The sequence below is a fragment of the Paraburkholderia sp. genome (assembly GCF_035948235.1).
Classification (GTDB): domain Bacteria; phylum Pseudomonadota; class Gammaproteobacteria; order Burkholderiales; family Burkholderiaceae; genus Paraburkholderia.
The window spans coordinates 1-20,072 of the sequence record NZ_DASZJJ010000049.1 but is presented as its reverse complement, the minus strand read 5'-3'; the positions used below and the strand labels follow the sequence as shown (position 1 = coordinate 20,072).

General features: G+C 63.1%; 20 protein-coding genes. 10 read left to right on the top strand and 10 right to left on the bottom strand.

What is annotated here, in order from left to right; genetic code table 11:
* The 4 genes from VG320_RS03200 to VG320_RS03185 form a co-directional block, all read right to left on the bottom strand.
* Nucleotides 1–471: tetratricopeptide repeat protein (locus VG320_RS03200; RefSeq protein WP_327198712.1), on the bottom strand; the 471-nt coding region annotated here is incomplete at its 3' end.
* Nucleotides 472–593: 122 nt separating this feature from the next.
* On the bottom strand, nucleotides 594–1,466 hold the full coding sequence (locus VG320_RS03195) for a MurR/RpiR family transcriptional regulator (RefSeq protein WP_327198715.1): 873 nt from the start codon (nucleotides 1,464–1,466) through the stop codon (nucleotides 594–596).
* Between the two features lie 91 nt (nucleotides 1,467–1,557).
* A complete protein-coding gene (locus VG320_RS03190; RefSeq protein WP_327198711.1) occupies nucleotides 1,558–2,634 on the bottom strand; it encodes a sn-glycerol-3-phosphate ABC transporter ATP-binding protein UgpC in 1,077 nt (358 codons plus the stop codon).
* Between the two features lie 43 nt (nucleotides 2,635–2,677).
* Nucleotides 2,678–3,451 (bottom strand): SDR family oxidoreductase, encoded by a 774-nt coding sequence (locus VG320_RS03185; protein WP_327198710.1) that lies wholly within the window; start codon nucleotides 3,449–3,451, stop codon nucleotides 2,678–2,680.
* 290 nt (nucleotides 3,452–3,741) lie between these two features.
* Between VG320_RS03185 and VG320_RS03180 the strand changes: the two genes are divergently transcribed.
* The 3 genes from VG320_RS03180 (at nucleotide 3,742) to VG320_RS03170 (ending at nucleotide 6,939) form a co-directional block, all read left to right on the top strand.
* Nucleotides 3,742–4,974, top strand: a complete 1,233-nt coding sequence (locus VG320_RS03180; protein WP_321846661.1) for a sugar ABC transporter substrate-binding protein — start codon at nucleotides 3,742–3,744, stop codon at nucleotides 4,972–4,974.
* Between the two features lie 208 nt (nucleotides 4,975–5,182).
* Nucleotides 5,183–6,097 (top strand): sugar ABC transporter permease, encoded by a 915-nt coding sequence (locus VG320_RS03175; protein WP_327198714.1) that lies wholly within the window; start codon nucleotides 5,183–5,185, stop codon nucleotides 6,095–6,097.
* Complete coding sequence (locus VG320_RS03170; protein WP_103702988.1) at nucleotides 6,094–6,939, top strand: carbohydrate ABC transporter permease; 846 nt, start codon at nucleotides 6,094–6,096, stop codon at nucleotides 6,937–6,939. The genes VG320_RS03175 and VG320_RS03170 overlap by 4 nt, the downstream gene beginning before the upstream one ends.
* A gap of 59 nt (nucleotides 6,940–6,998) precedes the next feature.
* Here the strand turns inward: VG320_RS03170 and VG320_RS03165 are convergent, their stop codons facing one another.
* The 3 genes from VG320_RS03165 to VG320_RS03155 all read right to left on the bottom strand — a co-directional run bounded on the left by VG320_RS03165 (nucleotide 6,999) and on the right by VG320_RS03155 (nucleotide 9,851).
* Nucleotides 6,999–7,211, bottom strand: a complete 213-nt coding sequence (locus tag VG320_RS03165; RefSeq protein WP_327198709.1) for a glycine zipper 2TM domain-containing protein — start codon at nucleotides 7,209–7,211, stop codon at nucleotides 6,999–7,001.
* Between the two features lie 70 nt (nucleotides 7,212–7,281).
* Nucleotides 7,282–8,223, bottom strand: coding sequence for an AEC family transporter (locus tag VG320_RS03160; RefSeq protein ID WP_327198708.1), 942 nt, complete (start codon nucleotides 8,221–8,223; stop codon nucleotides 7,282–7,284).
* 80 nt (nucleotides 8,224–8,303) lie between these two features.
* On the bottom strand, nucleotides 8,304–9,851 hold the full coding sequence (locus VG320_RS03155) for a DHA2 family efflux MFS transporter permease subunit (RefSeq protein WP_327198707.1): 1,548 nt from the start codon (nucleotides 9,849–9,851) through the stop codon (nucleotides 8,304–8,306).
* Between the two features lie 170 nt (nucleotides 9,852–10,021).
* Here VG320_RS03155 and VG320_RS03150 point away from each other — a divergent pair, with 170 nt between their 5' ends.
* A complete protein-coding gene (locus VG320_RS03150) occupies nucleotides 10,022–10,465 on the top strand; it encodes a MarR family transcriptional regulator (protein WP_327198706.1) in 444 nt (147 codons plus the stop codon).
* A gap of 32 nt (nucleotides 10,466–10,497) precedes the next feature.
* Here VG320_RS03150 and speB read toward each other — a convergent pair whose 3' ends face one another.
* From speB to VG320_RS03135, 3 genes are all read right to left on the bottom strand, one after another.
* On the bottom strand, nucleotides 10,498–11,460 hold the full coding sequence (gene speB / locus VG320_RS03145) for an agmatinase (protein ID WP_327198705.1): 963 nt from the start codon (nucleotides 11,458–11,460) through the stop codon (nucleotides 10,498–10,500).
* Between the two features lie 76 nt (nucleotides 11,461–11,536).
* Nucleotides 11,537–13,027, bottom strand: a complete 1,491-nt coding sequence (locus tag VG320_RS03140; protein ID WP_327198704.1) for an aldehyde dehydrogenase — start codon at nucleotides 13,025–13,027, stop codon at nucleotides 11,537–11,539.
* A gap of 129 nt (nucleotides 13,028–13,156) precedes the next feature.
* A complete protein-coding gene (locus tag VG320_RS03135; protein WP_327198703.1) occupies nucleotides 13,157–13,726 on the bottom strand; it encodes a cupin domain-containing protein in 570 nt (189 codons plus the stop codon).
* A gap of 441 nt (nucleotides 13,727–14,167) precedes the next feature.
* Here VG320_RS03135 and VG320_RS03130 point away from each other — a divergent pair, with 441 nt between their 5' ends.
* The 6 genes from VG320_RS03130 to VG320_RS03105 all read left to right on the top strand — a co-directional run.
* The gene (locus VG320_RS03130) at nucleotides 14,168–14,392 is read left to right on the top strand and encodes a hypothetical protein (RefSeq protein WP_327198713.1); all 225 of its coding nucleotides are present in this window, start codon (nucleotides 14,168–14,170) and stop codon (nucleotides 14,390–14,392) included.
* Between the two features lie 307 nt (nucleotides 14,393–14,699).
* Entirely contained in the window at nucleotides 14,700–15,506 is an 807-nt protein-coding gene (locus VG320_RS03125) for a gamma-glutamyl-gamma-aminobutyrate hydrolase family protein (protein ID WP_327198702.1), read from the top strand.
* Nucleotides 15,507–15,537: 31 nt separating this feature from the next.
* A complete protein-coding gene (locus VG320_RS03120; protein WP_103702978.1) occupies nucleotides 15,538–16,872 on the top strand; it encodes a glutamine synthetase family protein in 1,335 nt (444 codons plus the stop codon).
* A 19-nt stretch (nucleotides 16,873–16,891) separates the two neighbouring features.
* A complete protein-coding gene (locus tag VG320_RS03115; protein ID WP_327198701.1) occupies nucleotides 16,892–18,334 on the top strand; it encodes an aspartate aminotransferase family protein in 1,443 nt (480 codons plus the stop codon).
* Nucleotides 18,335–18,413: 79 nt separating this feature from the next.
* Complete coding sequence (locus VG320_RS03110; protein WP_327198700.1) at nucleotides 18,414–19,535, top strand: polyamine ABC transporter substrate-binding protein; 1,122 nt, start codon at nucleotides 18,414–18,416, stop codon at nucleotides 19,533–19,535.
* Between the two features lie 318 nt (nucleotides 19,536–19,853).
* Nucleotides 19,854–20,072 (top strand): ATP-binding cassette domain-containing protein (locus VG320_RS03105; RefSeq protein ID WP_327198699.1); only part of this gene is annotated, 219 nt, incomplete at its 3' end.

The window sequence follows — 20,072 nt, the reverse complement described above, 5'->3', positions numbered from 1 at the left end:
CGCCTTCGAAAGCATCGTCCCGTAGTTGAAGTGGATGGCCGCGTGCAGGGGCGCCAGCGCGAGCGCCTGCTCGAAGCAGCGCGACGCCGCCGCGCTGTCGCCCGCTTCGCCGTGCAGATGGCCGAGATTGTTGAGCGCGATGGGGGAAGCCGGCTGGATCTCGATCGCGCGTTGCAGCGCGCGGATCGCCGCGTCGCGATCAGAATCGCCGCAGATCATCGCGAAGGTCACGAGAAAATTCGATGCCTCGCGCACGGCCAGCGCGCGTTCGATGAGCGCGCGCGCCTTGTGCCGGTCGCGCCCGTTTTCGAGCATGGCGGCGAGATTGAGGGCGTCGGCGTTGTCCGGATCGGCGGCGATCAATTGTTCGCAGAGCGCGCGCGCGGTATCGATTTCACCGCGTTGCCAGGCGGATTCAGCGGCGGCTAGCGTGGCAGGTTCGGAAACGTCGGGATCGTGAGGAAGGGACATGGTCAGGCGAGACGTGACGGGACACGAAGCGGATAACACTCAAGTCTAGTGACGTCTCAATATGCCCGACAGGATTTCTGACAGACCGCGCGCGCCACGTGCGAGGCGCGCCGTTCAGTCCCTCACTCCTTCACTTCCCCCACGCTATCCGAGCCGCTGCGCGCCTGGGCGTCACGCATCTTTTCGAGCGTGCGTGGCGTGAGCCCCATCGCCACGGCAATCGCCAATGCGTCGATCACGGCAAGATGCGCGATGCGCGCAACGCCCGGCGCATGCGGCTCCTGCGCAGCAGGCACGCGCAGCAGCAAGGGAATATCGACGACCCATGCGAGGCGCGATCCCGCGTTAGTCAACGCGATGGTGGTCGCGCCGCGTTCCTTGGCGATCTGGATGCTTTCGTTGACTTCGACGCTGCGGCCCGACTGCGAGATTGCGAAGGCCACGTCGCCGGGTTCGAGCAAGCCTGCGTAAAGACGCTGCAAATGCGCGTCCGTGAACGCGCTCGCAGCGATATCGAGGCGCAGCAGCCGCAGCGCCGCGTCCTGCGCGACGAGGCCTGAGCCCGCGCCCACGCCGAAGAAATACACCCGCCGCGCGCTGCCAAGCGCCGCCGCCGCCGCCTCGAACACGGCCGGATCGAGCGAAGCCCGCGCGTGCTTAATGCCCTGTGCCACTGCTTCCGCCACATTGTCGAGCAGCGTGCCCACCTGAGTGACGTCGCCACTCGTCATTTCCTGCGCGGCGGCGAACGGCACGCCGCCCGCCGCGCTCTGCGCCAGGCGCATCTTGAAGTCGCGCAGGCCGTGTGCGCCCACCGCGCGGCAAAAGCGCGTGACCGATGGTTCGGACACATCGGCGCGCAGCGCGAGTTCGGTGATGCTCGCGCGCATCGCGAAGTCGATGTCGGCGAGCACCATCTCCGCGACCTTGCGTTCGGCGGGCCGCAGCGACTCCGCGACATTGCGGATGTGATGGATCAGGTTGGAGACCGGCAAGCTGTATTCCGTGGAGTGAGCCGTGGAAGGTGCGAGCGCCGCAACGAGCTTTCGGGCAATGAGCGCGGGCGCAGGCCCGCCGCTCATCTCATCAATCGAGCCGCTTGCCGCTTTCGGTATCGAACAGATGCAGGTGCGCGAAAGGCAAACCCAGCGTCATGCGCTGCCCCGGTTCGATGCCGGGCCGCGCGCGCGTCGTGACGCACCATGAATTGCCGGCTATTTTCCCGTACAAATGGGTCTCGGCGCCAGTCGGCTCGATCACTTCGACCGCGAACGGCACGCCGCTTTCGCCATGCTCGCCGCCCGTTTCGATATGTTCAGGCCGGATGCCAAGCGTCACGCGCGCGCCCTGTGCAGCACAGGCCTCAGGCAGCGCGATGCGCACGCCGTCGTCGAGCACCAGCGCCGTGCCGCGCGCATCGCTCATCACGCTGCCCGCGGCAAAGTTCATCGACGGCGAACCCAGGAAGCTCGCCACGAACAGATTGCCGGGCTTGTCATAGAGATCGAGCGGCCGGCCGATCTGCTCGATACGGCCAGAATTCATCACGACGATGCGGTCGGCCATCGTCATCGCCTCGATCTGATCGTGGGTGACGTAGACCACCGTGTTACGCAGACGCTGATGCAGCGCCTTGATTTCCGTGCGCATCTGCACGCGCAGCTTGGCGTCCAGATTCGACAGCGGTTCGTCGAACAGGAACAGCGACGGCTCGCGCACCACCGCACGGCCCATCGCCACGCGCTGGCGCTGGCCGCCTGAAAGCGCGCGCGGCAGGCGGTCGAGATAGTTCGAGAGATTGAGCATCTTCGCCGCGGCTTCGATGCGCGGCTTGAAACCGTCCTCGCGTTCCTTGCGGATGCGCGGGCCGAACGCGATGTTGTCGTACACCGAAAGATGCGGATACAGCGCGTAGCTCTGGAACACCATCGAAATATTGCGCTGCTGCGGCGGCAGCGCATTGGCGCGCGTGCCGCCGATGGTCAGGTCGCCGCCGCTGATGTCTTCCAGGCCCGCGATCATGCGCATGAGCGTGGTCTTTCCGCAGCCCGACGGGCCGACCAGCACGACGAATTCGCCGTCCTCGATGTCGAGATCGACGCCGTGCACCACCTGGGTTTCGCCGTAGCGCTTGTAGATGCCGTTCAGTTGTACCGCTGCCATGCTGTCCTCGGTTTGCGTGAGCGTGTCGTGTTCGTCGTGGTCGTCAGATTTCGTCGAGCGTGAGTTCGTTGGCCATCAGCCGGTTGCCCGCCATCAGCCCCGCATCCACCGGCAGCGCGACGCCCGTGATGACGCGCGCCTGCGGCGAGGCGAGAAACTGCACGGCATCGGCGATATCGTCGGGCGTGGCCACGTCGCCAAGCGGATACCACTTCTTTAGTTCTTCGAAGATTTGTGGATGCTGCACCACACGCGAATGCCACGCGGGCGTCTTGACGGTGCCGGGGCAGACGATGTTTGCGCGAATGCCGTGCGGACCCAGCTCCATCGCCAGCGCCTTTGTATAGCTCACCAGACCCGCTTTCGCCGCGCTATAGGCGGGATGGCCCAGCGCACTCAAGCCGTTCACGGAGCCGATCAGCACCAGCACGCCGCGGCGGCGCTCGATCATCGAGGCGCGCACCGCTTCCACCGTGTAGTAAGTGCCATTGAGGTTCAGATCGACGTCGCGCCGCCAACTGGCCGCGTCGGTATGCGCGAGCGTGGTGCCCAGCGCCCCGCCCGCGTTCGCCACCGCCACGTCCACGGGGCCGCGCACGGCCACGGCACGCGCCACGGCGTCGGCCAGCGCGGACGCGTCGCTCACGTCGGCGGCCAGCGCTTCGAGCCGCTGCGCGCCGAATTCATCGGCGAGTTGCTGCACGGCGGCGGCCTCGCGGTCGAGCGCGAGCACGGTGTCGCCCGCGTCGACAAATCGTTTGCACAACGCACGGCCAATCCCGCCGCACGCGCCCGTCACCAGCACCACCCGGCTCATTGTCGACTCTCCGCGAAAGGTCCATTCCCGGCACGGCGAACATGTGGACCGTGCCTGTAAATTTCCAACAACGCCATGTTTTCAATCGTTGCGATTAACTGCCGATCGAGGGTTTACGTGCAGGCGTCCCAAATATTGCACTGCATGATTTCCCCATGTTTTACAGCATGTTATGCAAATTCAGGAGCGGAAAACAATATCGCGATTCCCAGGTGACAACACTTTTTTCATCCTGTAGGATTTTTTCAAACAACGCAAGGCCAGCCAGATAACCACGTTAGGAGAGACAAATGGCGTTTAAGGCACGTGCATCCACCACGCTCGGCAAGCTTGCCGTCGCTTTGGCATTCGCAGGCATCACCGTCGCGGCGCATGCCGACACGGTTCGTGTGACCGTCGCGCACTACAGCGACGCCACCGCCCCGTACTTCGAGAAAATGGCCAAGCAGTTCGAGGCCGCGAACCCCGGCACGACCATCAAGATCGAAGACGTGAACTGGGATTCGCTGCAACAGAAATTGCAGACGGATATCTCGGGCGGCGCCAACGCCGACCTCGCCATCATCGGCACGCGCTGGCTGCTGGACTTCGTCAAGGACGATATCGCCGAGCCGCTCGATCCCTATATGGACGCCAATTTCAAGGGCCGTTTCATCGGTCCGTTCCTGGCGCCGGGTGAAATCAACGGCAAGATCTACGGCCTGCCGATCGCGGCATCGGCGCGCGCGCTCTACTACAACAAGGACATGCTCGCTTCGGTTGGCTATCCGAACGGTCCGAAGACGTGGAACGACGTGATCGACGCGTCGAAGAAACTCAAGGCCAAGGGCATCGCCGGGTTCGGCCTGCAAGGCAAAGAAATCGAAACCGACGTGTACTTCTACTACGCGCTGTGGACCAACGGCGGCGACGTGGTGGGCAAGGACAACAAGGCCGCGTTCAATTCGGCTGCCGGCGTGAAGGCCGCCACGCTCTACAAGACCATGATCGACGAAGGTCTGACCGAGCCGGGCGTCACGGGCTACAGCCGCGAAGACGTGCAGAACCTCTTCAAGCAGGGGCGCGTAGCGATGATGATTTCCGCGCCGTTCCTTGCCAAGCAATTGAAGAAGGAAGCGCCGAACATCAAGTACGGCATCGATCCGATTCCGGTCGCTACGGCCCCGGCGACCTACGCGGTCACGGATTCGATCATGATGTTCAAGAACTCGAAGGTGAAGAAGAGCGCCTGGAAGTTCCTCGACTTCCTGTTCACGAAGCAGCCGCGCGTGGAATTCACCAGCACGGAAGGCTTCCTGCCGACGACCAAGGCCGAAGCGACCGATCCGGCGTTCCAGGACCCGGACACCAAGGCCTTTGTCGCGCTGCTGCCGCACGCGAAATTCGCGCCGACGGTGACGGGCTGGGAAGACACCGCCAAGGCCGTGACCAATGCGATGCAGTCGATTTACCTCGGCAAGGCCAAGCCCGCCGATGCGCTGAACCAGGCCGCGACGGAAGCGAACAAGTCGCTCGGCAAGTAATGCAGCCACCGCGCGGCAGCGCGGCTTGAACCGGCGCGCCGCGTAGCAGGCTGTTCACGCTACGCGCGCGCCGGTTTCACGACTGACTGCTTTCGACTGACGGCATTACCGGACGCATCACGACATGACCACGGGTCCCCTGAAGCAGACGCCTCCCGCCAATCCGGCGCCGGGCGTTGCGACCGACCTCAAAAGCGCACGCACAAGCATGAGCCGCCCCAACCGCGCCGAGCGCAACATCGCCCTACCCCGCGCCCCCTGGCTGCTGATCGTGCCGAGCCTCGTGCTCGCGCTGTTCATCATCAGCTATCCGATCTTCAATATCGTCTGGCAGTCGCTGCACGATGTGTCGCGCTTCGGCCAGATTCGCGACTTCAGCGGGCTGCAGAACTTCTATAACGTGTTCGGCGACCCCGTGTTTCTGAGCGCATTGAAAAACACCATCATCTGGACCTTCTGCGTGGTGGTGGGCACGGTGGGAATTTCGGTACCGGTCTCGCTTGTGCTTAATCAGGACTTCTATGGACGCGGCGTTGCGCGCACCATCATCATGCTGCCGTGGTCGGTGTCGCTCACGATGACCGCCGTGGTATGGCGCTGGGCCTTCAACGACGACTACGGCATGGTCAACGTCACGCTGCAGAAGCTCGGCCTGATCGCCGGGCCGATCCACTGGCTCGCCACGCCCGAATACGCGTTTCCGGTTGAAATCGCCGTGGGCATTCTGGTGTCGATTCCGTTTACCACCACGATCTTCCTGGGCGGCTTGTCGTCGGTGCCCGGCGACATTTATGAGGCCGCGCGCATCGACGGCGCCAGCGCCTGGCAGCAGTTCCGCAAGCTGACGCTGCCGCTGCTCAAACCCTTCATCAACATGGCGATCCTGCTCAACGTGATCTACGTGTTCAACTCGTTCCCGATCATCTGGGTCATGACGCAAGGCGGCCCCGACGACAGCACGCATATTCTCGTCACCTATCTCTACGAACTCGGCTTCCGGCTGGGACGTCCCGGCGAAGCAGCGGCCGTCTCGCTCATCATGCTCGTGATCCTGTTCGTGTTTTCGGTGGCTTATCTGCGCGTGCAGGCCAAACGCGGCGGCGCCGAAGGAGACCTCGCATGAACCGCAAGCTCAAACGCTCGCTCTGGTGCTGGCTCGCGCTTTCGCCGCTGGTGGTGGCCGTGCTGTTCCCGTTCGCGGTGATGTTCTTCACCTCGTTCAAGCCCGCTAACGAAGTATTCGTCTATCCGGCGCGCTGGCTGCCCGTGCACTGGCGTTGGGAAAACTACGTCGATATGTGGCAGGCCGCGAACTTTGGCGTGGCGCTGCGCAACAGTATCGTCATATCGTTTCTGTCGACGTCGCTTGCGCTCGCGGTCAGTTTGCCCGCCGCTTACGCGCTCGCGCGCTTTCCGTTTCGCGGACGCGGCGTGTACCGGCAATTCCTGCTGGTCACGCAGATGCTCTCGCCGATTCTGCTGGTGGTGGGGTTGTTTCGCCTCGCCGCGATGATTCCGTATGGCGACGGCAATCTCGTCGATTCGAAGATCGGCGTGATCGTTTCTTATGCGGCGTTCAATATCGCCTTTGCGGTGTGGATGCTTTCGTCGTATTTCCAGACGGTGCCGCGAGATCTGGAAGAATCGGCGTGGCTGGAAGGATGCAGCCGCACTGGCGCCGTGTTCCGGGTGTTCCTGCCGCTGGCGATTCCCGCCGTGGTGGTGACGGCCATCTTCACCTTCATCAGCGCGTGGAACGAATTTGCCGTGGTCTACACGCTGATCCGCTCGCCCGAGAACAAGACGCTCACGGTGCAGGTCACCGATATGGTGGCCGGCAAGTACACCGTCGAATGGGAACTGGTGATGGCGGCAACGCTTGCGGCAACGCTGCCGGTTTCGGTGGTGTTCGCGTGGTTGCAGCGCTATATGGTGAAGGGGCTTGCGCTGGGCGCGGTGAAGTAAGCGCAGCTTCAACGGGCATCGCGCCCGTTGAAGCGTGTCGTGCCCGCTTATTTGCGGAGTTACTTGCCGAGTTCGTGGCCGATCACACCGCCCGCCACTGCGCCGCCTACGGTGCCCACCGCGCTGCCGTCGGTGGCCTTGTTGCCCACGTAACCGCCCGCCGCCGCGCCACCCAGTGTGCAGGCGCTTGCGCCCAACGTCAGCGCCGCGATAGCGCCGATAAGCACCGCACGCGCCGCGCCATTGCAGAAGTTGCCTTTAAGCCAGTTCATCGTCGTCTCCAGATCGATGGAATGGCTTACAGAGAGCAAACGCCATGCCGCGCGCCAACGCGCGCCGCGCTCAGCCGTGGTGCAGGTGCAGCAGGATCAGCGTGAGCGTGACGAGCGAACCCAGCGTCGAATGCAGGATCGTGCGCCCGGTCACATGCGCCTCGCGGCGGTAGTACTCCGCGAGCATGAAAGGACCGGTACCAGTGGGCAGCGCAGCAAGCAGCACGGCCGTTTCCACCAGTTGCGGCGAAAGTCCGAACACGCGATCCGCGAGCCACCACGTAAGCGCCGGTTGCGCCACGAGTTTCGACAGCGTGATCCACCACGACGATTCCGGCGGCGCATCGCTCTTCGCGCGACGCTCGGCGAGAAAGAGGCCAAGACTCACGAGCGCGCAGGGGCTGGCCGCACCGCCCAGCAGCTTCAGGAAGGTCTCGGCGCTTGCGGGCAGCGTGACGTGCGCGCCCGAGGCGATCGCGCCCAGCGCAGGCGCCACCAGCAGCGGATTGCGCATGAGCGAACGCACCACTTTGATGAGCAGCCGGTGCGGACGTCGCTCGCTTTGCAGGCCCGTTTCGATCAGCACGATGGCGATGGCGAACAGCACGCACACCACGAGAATTGTCGCGATGGTGGTGGGCGTGAGGCTCGACGGCCCGAACGCGATCATGCACAGCGGGAAGCCCACGTAACCCGTGTTCGGATAGGCAGCGGCAAGACCGTCGATGCTCGCATCGGCAAGCGGGCGGCGCAGGAACAGGCGCACGGCCACCACCGCCGCGAACACGATCAGCCCCGCGATGCCGAACGCGGCCATGAAGGCCGGTTGATAGAGTTCGTGCCACGTTGCGTGCGCAAGGATGTCGAATAGCAGCGCGGGCAGCGCGAGCCAGACGACAAAGCGGTTCAGTTCCGAGGCCGCAGCGGGACCGAGCACGCCAAAGCGGCGGCAGGCGAAACCGGCGAAGATCAGGCCAAAGACGGGAAGCAGGATAGAGACAGCGGAGAGCATCGGATATAGCTATAAAAACAGCGCCGCGCGAGAGATGCGCGGCGATATTGGCGTGGAAAATCGTTAAGCAGTTCTGTTTATCAATCCATCGCGGCGTGACCCGCATCGACGGCGCCGCCGGCGCCCGAAGGCCGGATCAGCACGAGGAGCGGGATCACCAGCAGCGTCGCGACGAACATCATCTTGAAGTCGTTGAGGTACGCGATCATGGTCGCCTGCTGCGTGATCGCCTGGTTGAGCACGGCCAGATCGTAGCGCGAGCCGGTGGCCAGCATCGGCTGCATCATCGGATTGAACGGCGTGATGTGCGCGGCCAGGTCCGAATGCGCTACTTGCGTGCCGCGCGTGACGAAGGTCTGCACGATCGAAATGCCGATACTGCTGCCGATGTTGCGCATCAGGCTATAGGTGGCCGTGCCGTCCGCGCGCAGTTGCGGCGTGAGCGTGGAAAACGTGAGCGCCGAAAGCGGCACGAACACGAAGCCCAGCCCAAAGCCCTGCACCACGCCCGGCCAGACGATATCCGACACTGACAGCACGATCGTGTACTGCATCATCTGCCACAGCGCGTAGGCCGATACGACAAAGCCAAACAGCAACATCGCGCGCGCATCGACGTGCTTGAGCATGCGCCCGGCGATCAGCATCGCGACCATCGTGCCCGCGCCCGACGGCGCCGTGACGAGGCCCGTAGTGGCGACCGGATAGCCCATGAGGTTCTGCAACATGGGCGGCAGCAGCGCCCGTGTGGCGTAGAGCACCGCGCCAATCACGAAGATGAAGAAGGTACCGGTGGCGAAATTGCGGTCTTTGAGCAGTTGATAGCGGAAAAACGTGGTCGGCCCAGAGCTTGCCGTGTGGACCACGAAGAACGCGAACGCGAGCGCCGAGACTAGTGCCTCGATGCGAATTTCCAGCGAGCCGAACCAGTCGAGCTGCTCGCCGCGATCAAGCAGCGCCTGCAGTGCGCCAATCGCCAGCGCCAGCGTGGCGAAGCCGAACAGATCGAAGCGCCCCTGACCGCCACGCGCTCGCGCGGGCATGAAGGTAGAAACGCCGAACAATGCAAACGCGCCGATCGGCACGTTGATGAAGAACACCCAGCGCCAGTTGTAGCTGTCCGTGAGCCAGCCGCCCAGCGTCGGCCCCAGCACCGGCCCCACCATCACGCCCATGCCCCAGACCGCCATGGCCTGCCCCTGGCGCTCGCGCGGGTTGATGTCCAGCAGAATCGACTGCGAGAGCGGCACCAGCGACGCGCCGAATACGCCCTGCAACAGCCGCGAGGCGACGATCTCGCCGAGCGTCTCCGACAAACCGCACAGCGCCGAAGCCACCGTGAAGCCCGCGATCGCCACGCCCAGTAGCTGCTTGACGCCAAAGCGATCCGCAAGCCAGCCCGTGAGCGGCGTGGCGATGGCCGCCGCGACGATGTACGAGGTCAGCACCCAGGTGATCTCGTCCTGCGACGCCGATAGCGTGCCCTGCATATGCGGCAGAGCGACGTTGGCGATCGTGCTGTCGAGCGTCTGCATCAGCGTCGCGAGCATGATCGACAGCGTGATCATGCCGCGGTTCAAGGGCGCGGCCTCACGTTGCGCGGCCAGGCCATGCGGGACTGCGGTCATCGTGAATTCGTACGGAGTTTGGGCAGGGTTCGAAGGGCGATTCGAAAAATGATAAGCCTGCTTATTATACGAATCGGCCCATGCTGCGCAATCGGAAAGAATCCGGACCTTGTTTTCACCCAGGCACGCCGCTCGGGCCGTCCCGAGAGCCCGCCGCTTATAATTGCGCCATGACTACCGACCTCGAAAAACGCTTCGGCTTCTTGATCGTCGACGTGGGCCGCCTCTACGGCAAGCGTTACGACGAACTGGCGAAGTCATCGCTCGAACTCACGCGCGCGCAATGCCGCATGATCGCCTACCTCGCCCACTACGGCCCCATCAATCAGGCGAGCCTGGCCGAGCGGCTCGAAGTCGCGCCGATTTCGGCGGGCAGGCTGCTGGAGCGCATGGAGGAAAGCGGCTGGGTCGTGCGCGAGGCGAACCCGGACGACCGCCGCGAGTTGCTGGTGAGCCTCACGCCCAAGGCCGCAGGCGTGCTCACGTCCGCGCGCCGTGTAGGCGACGAGGTGCAGGACGAAGCCCTGGCGGGCTTCACCCAGGAAGAAGCCGAGCAGTTCGGCGAGATGCTGCAGCGCGTGCGCGCCAATCTCGGGCTGCTGGTAGAACGTTAAGGCGACGCCGCCGCAGGCGCGGCGGCGCGTTTTTATTGTCCTGCAACCTTGCGCTGACGCCACAGGCACAACAGATCGCAGGCCAGATGCGCGGCGGCCAGCGCCGTGATCTCGCTCTGATCGTAGGCGGGCGCCACTTCCACCACGTCCGCGCCCACCAGGTTCAACGCTTCCAGTCCACGCACGATCGCCAAAGCCTGCGCGGACGACAGGCCGCCCGCCACGGGCGTGCCGGTACCCGGCGCAAAGGCCGGGTCGAGGCAGTCGATATCGAAGGTCAGATACGCGGGGCGCTCGCCCACGATCTCCAGGATGCGATCGCGCGCCGCGCGCGGGCCGTGTTCGTGCACCCAGGCCGCATCCAGAATATTGATGCCGAGAAAGTCGTCGTTCCACGTGCGAATGCCCACCTGCACCGACGTCTTCGGATCGATCAGCCCTTCCTTCACGGCCTTGTAGAACATCGTGCCGTGATTGAGGCTGTCCGGATGATCGTCGGGCCAGGTGTCGCAATGCGCGTCGAAGTGGATCAGCGAAAGCGGCTTGCCGTACTTTTCCGCGTGCGCGATCAGCAGCGGGTACGTGATGAAGTGATCGCCGCCAAAAGTGAGCATCTTCGCGTTCGAGCGCAGGATCGTGCGCGCGTGTTCGATGATGGCGGGCTTGATCGACAGGGGATTGTGCGCGTCGAACCAGCAGTCGCCGTAATCCGTCACGGCCAGCGTATCGAAGGGATTAAAGCCCCACGGATACGGGTGCAGTTCCGCAAGCTGTACGCTGGCCGCGCGCACCGCCGACGGTCCCAGGCGCGCGCCGGAACGAAACGTGGTGGCTAGATCGAGCGGTACGCCGCTGATCGCGACATCCACGCCTTGCAGATCGCGTGTGTAATTGCGGCGCATGAACGACAGCACGCCCGCGTAGGTGTTCTCGATGGAGGAGCCGTAAAGCGAGCCGCGGCGCATCGCGCCGTCGCCGTGGATCGTGTCGTCCATGTGTTGCCCGTTTTGTATCGATGGGGAATGAGTGAGACGCGTGGCGGCGCACCCGGGCGCCGCCACGGAGACTGCATTAACGCAGCCGCACCAGCGTCGATTTCAGTTCGGTGTACTTCTCAAGTGCATGCAGCGACTTGTCGCGGCCGTTGCCCGATTCCTTGAAGCCGCCGAACGGGAAGTTCATGTCGCCGCCTTCGTCGTAGCAATTGACCCAGACCGTGCCCGCACGCAGACGGCGCGCGATTTCATGCGCGTTCGTGAGATTCGAGGTCCACACCGCGGCGGCCAGGCCATAATCGCTGTCGTTGGCGATACGCACGGCTTCGTCGATGGTGCTAAACGTGATGACCGAGAGCACCGGCCCGAAGATCTCCTCGCGCGCAATACGGGCGTCGTGATGCGTGTCGAACACGGTGGGCTCCACGTAGAAGCCGCCGCTTTCCTCCTTCACGCGCTCGCCGCCCACCAGCAGCTTCGAGTCCTTGCGGCCTGCTTCGATATAGCCAAGCACGCGCTCCATCTGGATCTTGTCGACGATCGCGCCCATCGACACATCCGGATCAAGAGGATTGCCAGGTTTATACGCCTTCGCCGCTTCCACGAGCTTGGCAAGGAACACGTCCTTGATATCGCGATGCACGAGCAGGCGCGAGCCGGCCGTACACATTTCGCCCATGTTGTAGAAGATCGCGCCCGCCGCGGCGTTAGCGGCACGGTCCAGATCCGGGCAATCGGGCAGCACGATGTTCGGCGACTTGCCGCCCAGTTCGAGCCACACGCGCTTGAGGTTGGACTGGCCCGCGTACTGCATGATCTGCTTGCCGACGTTGGTCGAGCCCGTGAAGGCGATGCAATCCACGTCGCGATGCAGGCCAAGCAGTTTGCCCGCTTCCCCGCCGCCCGGCAGCACGTTGAACACGCCTGCGGGGATGCCCGCTTCGTGCGCGAGTTGCGCCACGCGAATGGCCGTGAGCGGCGACTTTTCCGAAGGCTTGAGCACGACGCTATTGCCTGCTGCCAGCGCCGGACCGAATTTCCACGACGCCATCAGGATCGGGAAATTCCACGGCACCACGGCTGCCACCACACCAATCGGCTCGCGCGTGACGAGGCCCACCAGATGATGATCGGCGGGCGCGACTTCGCCGCCAATCTTGTCGATGGCTTCCGCGAACCATTCCACGCAATAGGCCGCGCCAGGTACATCCACCGAGGTGGTGTCGCCGATCGGCTTGCCTGCGTCGAGCGTTTCGAGCAGCGAGAGTTCGTCGAGGTGCTCGCGCATGAGCGCGGCCCAGCGCAGCAGAATGGCCTTACGTGCGCGCGGATTCAGGCCCGCCCACACGCCGTCGTTAAAGGCGCGGCGCGCCGCGGCCACTGCCGCGTCCACATCGCCTGCGCCGCAGTCCGCCACGTTGGCGAGCACACGGCCGTCGATCGGGCTCACACAGTCGAACGTGCGGCCCGAGTATGCATCGCGATACGCGCCGTCGATGAATGCGCGGCCTTCGATCGACAACGTCGCGGCCTTGTCCTGCCAATAAGCGAGAGTTTTCTTTTCCATCAGGATGCCTCAATGATTGACGATTCGCCTCCACCAATCCAGCGCACGCCACATCGGGCGTGACGACACAGCGGCAGCAGGCGAACCGGATACGCGCGTCTACGAAACCTGCGAAGTGTGCGAAGGAGCCTAGAACGTGGGCGGCGAATTCGCCGACACCACTTCGCAGACTTCGTTTGCGCTGGGATTGCGAAACCGGTGCGGGAAGCGGCTTTCGAAGTAATAGCTGTCGCCGGGGTCGAGCAGCCAGGTGGTGCCGTCCACGGTCAGTTCGATTTGCCCGGCCACCACGACGCCGCCTTCATGCCCCGCATGCGAGAGCATTTCCGGCCCCGTGTCGGCGAGCGGTTGATACACCTCGCGCATGATGCCCATGTTGCGGTCTTTCACGTTGGCGCCCGCCAGGTAGAACTCGATGGACGCGTTGCCGAGGTTCGGCATCTCGCCGCGCCGCGACACCACGCTTGCGCCTTCGTTGAGATCAAATGTGAAGAATTCCGCGAGGCTCATCGGAATGCATTCGAGGAGCTTCTTGAGCGAGCCTACCGAGGGACTGACACGACTTTGCTCGATAAGCGAAATCGCGCCATTCGTCACACCCGCGCGCTTGGCCAGCTCGCGTTGCGACAGCCCATAGCGTTTGCGCACGTAGCGCAGACGCGTGGCAACTTCAGAGGAAACGGATACAGACTCGGACACGATTGAAGAACCGGTTGGGTCAGGAAGCACTCAGGAAACACGTGTGAAGCGCCCGCAGAAATCAGGCGCGTAACGCACACTGCGCTGCGGTGGCGTGTTGAATATTCTAATCAGTTTGTTTTTTTTTGCGTCAGTACTAACCCCTGTAAGTTATTCGAAATATAAACACAGTGCAGCTTATTTCGCACTGCGCGACGTTTTCGGGCCTCTTGGGGAAAGTGCTGACATAAAAAAGTTAAGAAAATAATTGACGGCCTTTTTGGCTCGTATATGCTGAAACACAGGTCGATCGAACGATGAAAAGCGCATCACATTGCCCTGCAACACGCGATCAATGCTCGATACATCGAATGACACCTATGTGTCGATACCGATAGCCGCAGTTTGCATGCCGCGTATCGAAATCGAACAGTGATCAACAAACTCCAGTCGAGTGTAATTGTGAGAGTCCGTGGCCCTCTGGTGAGATGGGATCGAAGTCATGCGAGGTGTCTTCGCAGTGACTGCGCCGCCATCGCCGATGGCAGTAGCGGCAGGCTTGCCTCTCGCCTGCTTCTGTCTGTCTTCACAATCCTTTCCCGTCGGTCCGTCCGCCGCCATAACGCCGTCTGCGCACGCGCCTTTATCGCGGTACACACCGACGAAGTCGCGTCGCTGCTGCCCTAGCGCCTCTCCTTCCTGCGCCGTTCGTTTCATTCGCCGTCGATTGCGAGCGAGTTGTATCGCTGCGCGCAAACGATGTGGATGCGCACGCCTTAACACCGTCGCGCCTCATGCCGGAAAGAAACGAACCGCGTACATGATCTCCACGCGCAGCGCGATCCGTTAGCGCCGCTGCGCTCCGTACCTCAAGGTTTGCGACCGTGCGATCCGCACAGTTGCAAGGTCATGTCACGCCTGAAGCATCGCGGTTATGTCGATTCAAAACAGATCGAAGCGCGACGCAACAGGAAGAAGAAATAAGACGTTAGTCATGCGAACCAAACCATTGATTGGAGTTACTGCCGATCGCACGATGATGGGGCCGCACGCGTCGCACGTGGCCGGCGAGAAGTACATCGCCGCTGCCGTGGACGGTGCGAACGGGCTCGCGTTCGTGCTGCCCGCGCTGGGTGAGCGGCAGGTTACGGCGGACATTCTGGACGCCGTGGACGGCCTGCTCTTCACGGGCAGCTATTCGAATGTCGAGCCCCACCGTTACGGCGGTCCGGCAAGCGCCGCAGGCACCCTGCACGACCCCGCCCGCGACGCCACCACGCTGCCGCTGCTGCGCGCAGCCATCGACGCCGGCGTGCCGGTGCTCGCCATCTGCCGCGGCTTTCAGGAAATGAACGTGGTGTTCGGCGGCACTCTGCATCAGGAAGTGCATGCGGTGGACGGCCTGAACGATCATCGCGAAGACAAGGCCAATCCGCTCGAGACGCAATACGGTCCCGCGCACCCCATCGCCCTCAAGGAAGGCGGACTGCTCTACACGCTCACCGGCGGTCAACACGAAGCCCAGGTGAATTCGCTGCACGGTCAGGGCATCGACACGCTTGGATCGGGACTCGTTGCGGACGCAACGGCCCCGGACGGCCTCGTCGAAGCGATCACCGTCGCCAATGCGAGCGGCTTCGCGCTGGGCGTGCAATGGCACCCCGAGTGGCTGCACGCGCAGAACGCCCTTTCCACCGCAATCTTCCGCGCCTTTGGCGAAGCCTGCCGCGCGCGCATGCTGGCGCGAATACCGGGCGGGGCCGAACGCCACCCCGCACGCGCGCATGCCGCGCAGGTCTGACGCCGGCCCACACAGAACAGAGAGAACGAAAATGCATGACATCGACGAATTCCTGAAGAAGCACCACATCACCGAAATCGAAGCGATCATTCCGGATATGGCCGGCATCGCGCGCGGCAAGATCATTCCGCGCAGCAAGTTCGAATCGGGCGAATCCATGCGCCTGCCGCAAGCCGTGATGATCCAGACCGTTACGGGCGATTACCCGGAAGACGGCAGCCTCACCGGCGTCACCGACCCGGACATGGTCTGCGTGCCGGATGCTTCGACGATCCGCATCATTCCGTGGGCCACCGACCCGACCGCCCAGGTCATTCACGATTGCGTGCACTTCGACGGCTCGCCGGTTGAAATCTCGCCGCGCCGCGTGCTGCGCCGCGTGCTCGAACTCTACGAAGCGAAGGGCTGGAAGCCCATCATCGCGCCGGAACTGGAGTTCTATCTCGTCGATATGAACAAGGATCCGGATATCCCCCTCGCGCCGCCGATCGGCCGTACGGGCCGTCCGGAAACGGGCCGCCAGGCGTACTCGATCGAAGCGGTCAACGAATTCGATCCGCTTTTCGAAGACATCTACGAGTACTGCGAAATTCAGGACCTCGAAGTCGATACGCTGATTCACGAAGTCGGCGCCGCGCAGATGGAGATCAACTTCATGCACGGCGAACCGCTGGGTCTGGCCGACCGCGTGTTCCTCTTCAAGCGCACGGTGCGCGAAGCGGCGCTGCGTCACCATATGTACGCCACCTTCATGGCGAAGCCGATGGAGAACGAACCGGGTTCGGCAATGCACATCCATCAGAGCCTGGTCTCTGCGGAAAGCGGCCAGAACCTCTTCACCGGCGCCGACGGCAAGCCCACGGACATGTTCCACGCGTACATCGCGGGCCTGCAGAAGTACACCCCGGCACTGATGCCGATCTTCGCGCCCTACATCAATTCGTATCGCCGCCTGTCGCGTTTCATGGCCGCGCCGATCAACGTGGCATGGGGTTACGACAACCGCACGGTCGGCTTCCGTGTGCCGTATTCGTCGCCGGCCGCGCGCCGCGTGGAGAACCGCATTCCGGGCGTGGACACGAACCCGTACCTCGCGATCGCCGCGACGCTGGCCGCCGGTTATCTGGGCATGACGCAGCATCTCAAGCCGACCGAGCCGCTCGTGAGCGACGGTTACGAGCTGCCCTACCAGCTGCCGCGCAACCTCGAAGAAGGCCTCACGCTGATGGGTGCGTGCGAGCCGCTCAACGACATCCTTGGCGAGAAGTTCGTGCGCGCCTATCTGGCGCTCAAGGAAACCGAATACGAAGCGTATTTCCGCGTGATCAGCTCGTGGGAACGCAAACACCTGCTGCTGCACGTGTAATAGAAAGGAGACATTGAACATGAACTATCGGATCGACGCCCCCGCAAGCGCCCTCCAGGAAGTGCCGACAACGTTGCGCGCGCAAGCAACGCGCCCCGCACGCACCACGGCCGAATATCGCGCACTGGACGCGGCGCACCACATCCATCCGTTCTCGGACATGGGTTCGCTCAACAAAAGCGGCAGCCGTGTGATCGTGAAGGCCAAGGGCGTGTACCTGTGGGATTCGGAAGGCAATCAGATCATTGACGGCATGGCCGGTCTCTGGTGCGTGAACGTGGGCTACGGCCGCGAAGAGCTGGCTAAGGCCGCGTACACGCAGATGCAGGAACTGCCGTACTACAACACCTTCTTCAAGACCACGCACCCGCCGGTGATCGAACTTTCGGCGCTGCTGGCCGAACTCTCGCCGGAGCCGTTCAACCACTTCTTCTACTGCAACAGCGGCTCGGAAGGTAACGACACGGTGCTGCGCATCGTGCATCAATACTGGTTCACGCAGGGCAAGCCGTCGAAGAAGGTCGTCATCTCGCGCAAGAACGGCTATCACGGTTCGACCATCGCGGGCGGCACGCTGGGCGGCATGGGTTATATGCACGAGCAGATGCCCTCGAAGGTCGAGAACATCGTTCATATCGACCAGCCGTACTTCTACGGCGAAGCCGAAGGCAATATGACGCCCGAGGAATTTGGCCTCGCGCGCGCCCAGCAACTCGAAGCGAAGATCCTGGAAGTAGGCGCGGAGAATGTGGCCGCGTTTATCGGCGAGCCGTTCCAGGGCGCGGGCGGCGTGATCTTCCCGCCCTCGACCTACTGGCCGGAAATCCAGCGGATCTGCCGCAAGTACGACATCCTGCTGTGCGCCGACGAAGTGATCGGCGGCTTCGGGCGCACCGGCGAATGGTTCGCGCATCAGCACTTCGGTTTCGAGCCGGACCTCATCACGATGGCCAAGGGCCTCACCAGCGGTTACGTGCCGATGGGCGCCGTGGGTCTGCATGACCGCGTGGCCAAGGCGCTGATCGAGAACGGCGACTTCAATCATGGCCTCACGTATTCGGGTCATCCGGTGGCGGCGGCCGTGGCGGTGGCGAACCTCAAGCTGCTGCGCGACGAGAAGATCGTCGAGCAGGTGAAGACGGACACCGGTCCGTACTTCCAGCAGCGCCTGCGCGAAACCTTCGCGAATCATCCGATCGTCGGCGACATTTCGGGCGCGGGTCTGGTGGCCGGTCTGCAGCTCGCCGAAGATCCGAAGGCGCGCAAGCGCTTCGCCAACGGCGGCGACGTGGGCACGATCTGCCGCGACTTCTGCTTCAACGGCAACCTCATCATGCGCGCCACGGGCGATCGCATGTTGCTCTCGCCGCCGCTCGTCATCACGCGCGGTGAGATCGACGAAATCGTGTCGAAGGCGAAAAAGGCCATCGACGCAACCGCGCAACAACTGGGACTTTCGTAACGCTGCAACTGAATGGGCCGGCGGCGCACAACGGGGTGCGGGCGCCGCCCGCCGACCTTCATCATCTGGGGAAATCAACATGAGTGTCAGACATCTTCGTCATGCCGTCGCACTGGCCGCGCTTGCCGTCTGTGCGGGTCTCACGGCGACTTCGAGCCAGCCGGCTCGCGCCGCGGACGACGCACTGAACGTCTATAACTGGTCCGACTACATCGCGAAAGACACGATCCCGAACTTCGAAAAGCAGACGGGTGTTCACGTCAAGTACGACAACTACGATAGCGACGACACGCTGCAGGCCAAGCTGCTCGCGGGCAGCTCGGGCTACGACATCGTGGTGCCGACCTCGAACTACATGGCCAAGCAGATCCAGGCCGGCGTGTACCAGAAGCTCGACAAGTCCAAGCTCCCCAATCTCTCGAACCTCGATCCGCTGCTCATGCACATGATCGCGGACGCCGATCCGGGCAATCAGTACGGCGTGCCCTGGGCCTACGGCACGGACGGCGTGGGCTACAACCAGGAAGCCGTCGAAAAGGCGCTGGGCTCGAGCGCCCCGCTGGATAGCTGGGCGCTGATCTTCGATCCGCAATACCTCTCGAAGCTCAAGGGCTGCGGCGTCTCGTTCCTCGATCAGGCCGTGGATGCCTTCGCCGCCACGCTGCAATACATGGGCAAGAACCCCAACAGCACGAATCCGGCGGATTACCAGGCCGCTTTTGAAGTGCTGAAGAAAGTCCGTCCGTACATCACGCAGTTCAACTCGTCGGGCTACATCAACGACCTCGTGAACAACGACATCTGCGTCGCATTCGCATGGTCGGGCGACGTGGGCATCGCCCACCGTCGCGCAGAAGAAGCCAAGCGCTCGTATCACATCAAGTTCGCCAATCCGAAGGAAGGCGGCCTGCTGTGGTTCGACGTGATGGTGATTCCGAAGGATGCACCGCACCCCGAAGCCGCCCTGAAGTGGATCAACTACATCGAAGATCCGAAGGTCAACGCCGCGATCACCAACGAAGTGTTCTATCCGACCGCGAACAAGGCCGCGCGCCAGTTCGTGACGCCGGCAGTGGCGCAGGACCCGACCGTCTATCCGGGCGACGAAGTCCTCAAGAAAATGACGCTGATGAAGCCGATGCCGGCCGACATTCTGCGCCTCGAAAACCGCCTCTGGTCGCAGTTGAAGACGGGCCATTGAGTGGGTGTTGAGCGAACAACCATCGGGATGCCAGTAAGGAAGCCGGCGACGACCGGCTGAATCCCGCAGGAGAAGGAAGGAGACAACGCGCGGATGAGGGATCGCTCGACCCCTCTCCGCCAGAAGTCCGCTGTTCGAAGTCCGGCTGAGCGCGCCGCCCCCTATACACGACGACGCGCCGGTCTCCAACGAGCTCCGTTCGCAGTACTGACGTCCGCGAGTCGCTTGAAGCGTCCCGTGCGGGACGGCTCATGCCTGCGTTTATATGCGGCGCGCAAGAACGGGCAGTACCGCGATCAGAAAGGAACCAGTTACATCATGAATTCGACGTCCCAAGTCAACGCCTCCGAAGCCGCGCGCGCTGCCGCGTCGGCCAGCTCCCGCGACGCTTTCGTGCGCATCGAAAACGTCGTCAAGAAGTTCGGCGACAGCACCGCCGTCAACAACGTGAGCCTGAACATTGCGAAGAACGAGCTCTTCGCGCTGCTCGGCAGCTCGGGCTGCGGCAAGTCCACGCTGCTGCGCATGCTCGCCGGT

Excerpts from the sequence above, each read along its gene's own strand:
- VG320_RS03125 (WP_327198702.1), top strand. The coding sequence starts at position 14,700 with ATGCGAACCAAACCATTGATTGGAGTTACTGCCGATCGCACGATGATG.
- VG320_RS03180 (WP_321846661.1), top strand. The coding sequence starts at position 3,742 with ATGGCGTTTAAGGCACGTGCATCCACCACGCTCGGCAAGCTTGCCGTC.
- speB (WP_327198705.1), bottom strand. The coding sequence starts at position 11,460 with ATGGACGACACGATCCACGGCGACGGCGCGATGCGCCGCGGCTCGCTT.
- VG320_RS03185 (WP_327198710.1), bottom strand. The coding sequence starts at position 3,451 with ATGAGCCGGGTGGTGCTGGTGACGGGCGCGTGCGGCGGGATTGGCCGT.
- VG320_RS03115 (WP_327198701.1), top strand. The coding sequence starts at position 16,892 with ATGAACTATCGGATCGACGCCCCCGCAAGCGCCCTCCAGGAAGTGCCG.
- VG320_RS03140 (WP_327198704.1), bottom strand. The coding sequence starts at position 13,027 with ATGGAAAAGAAAACTCTCGCTTATTGGCAGGACAAGGCCGCGACGTTG.
- VG320_RS03175 (WP_327198714.1), top strand. The coding sequence starts at position 5,183 with ATGAGCCGCCCCAACCGCGCCGAGCGCAACATCGCCCTACCCCGCGCC.
- VG320_RS03110 (WP_327198700.1), top strand. The coding sequence starts at position 18,414 with ATGAGTGTCAGACATCTTCGTCATGCCGTCGCACTGGCCGCGCTTGCC.
- VG320_RS03170 (WP_103702988.1), top strand. The coding sequence starts at position 6,094 with ATGAACCGCAAGCTCAAACGCTCGCTCTGGTGCTGGCTCGCGCTTTCG.
- VG320_RS03165 (WP_327198709.1), bottom strand. The coding sequence starts at position 7,211 with ATGAACTGGCTTAAAGGCAACTTCTGCAATGGCGCGGCGCGTGCGGTG.
- VG320_RS03120 (WP_103702978.1), top strand. The coding sequence starts at position 15,538 with ATGCATGACATCGACGAATTCCTGAAGAAGCACCACATCACCGAAATC.
- VG320_RS03190 (WP_327198711.1), bottom strand. The coding sequence starts at position 2,634 with ATGGCAGCGGTACAACTGAACGGCATCTACAAGCGCTACGGCGAAACC.
- VG320_RS03155 (WP_327198707.1), bottom strand. The coding sequence starts at position 9,851 with ATGACCGCAGTCCCGCATGGCCTGGCCGCGCAACGTGAGGCCGCGCCC.
- VG320_RS03150 (WP_327198706.1), top strand. The coding sequence starts at position 10,022 with ATGACTACCGACCTCGAAAAACGCTTCGGCTTCTTGATCGTCGACGTG.
- VG320_RS03160 (WP_327198708.1), bottom strand. The coding sequence starts at position 8,223 with ATGCTCTCCGCTGTCTCTATCCTGCTTCCCGTCTTTGGCCTGATCTTC.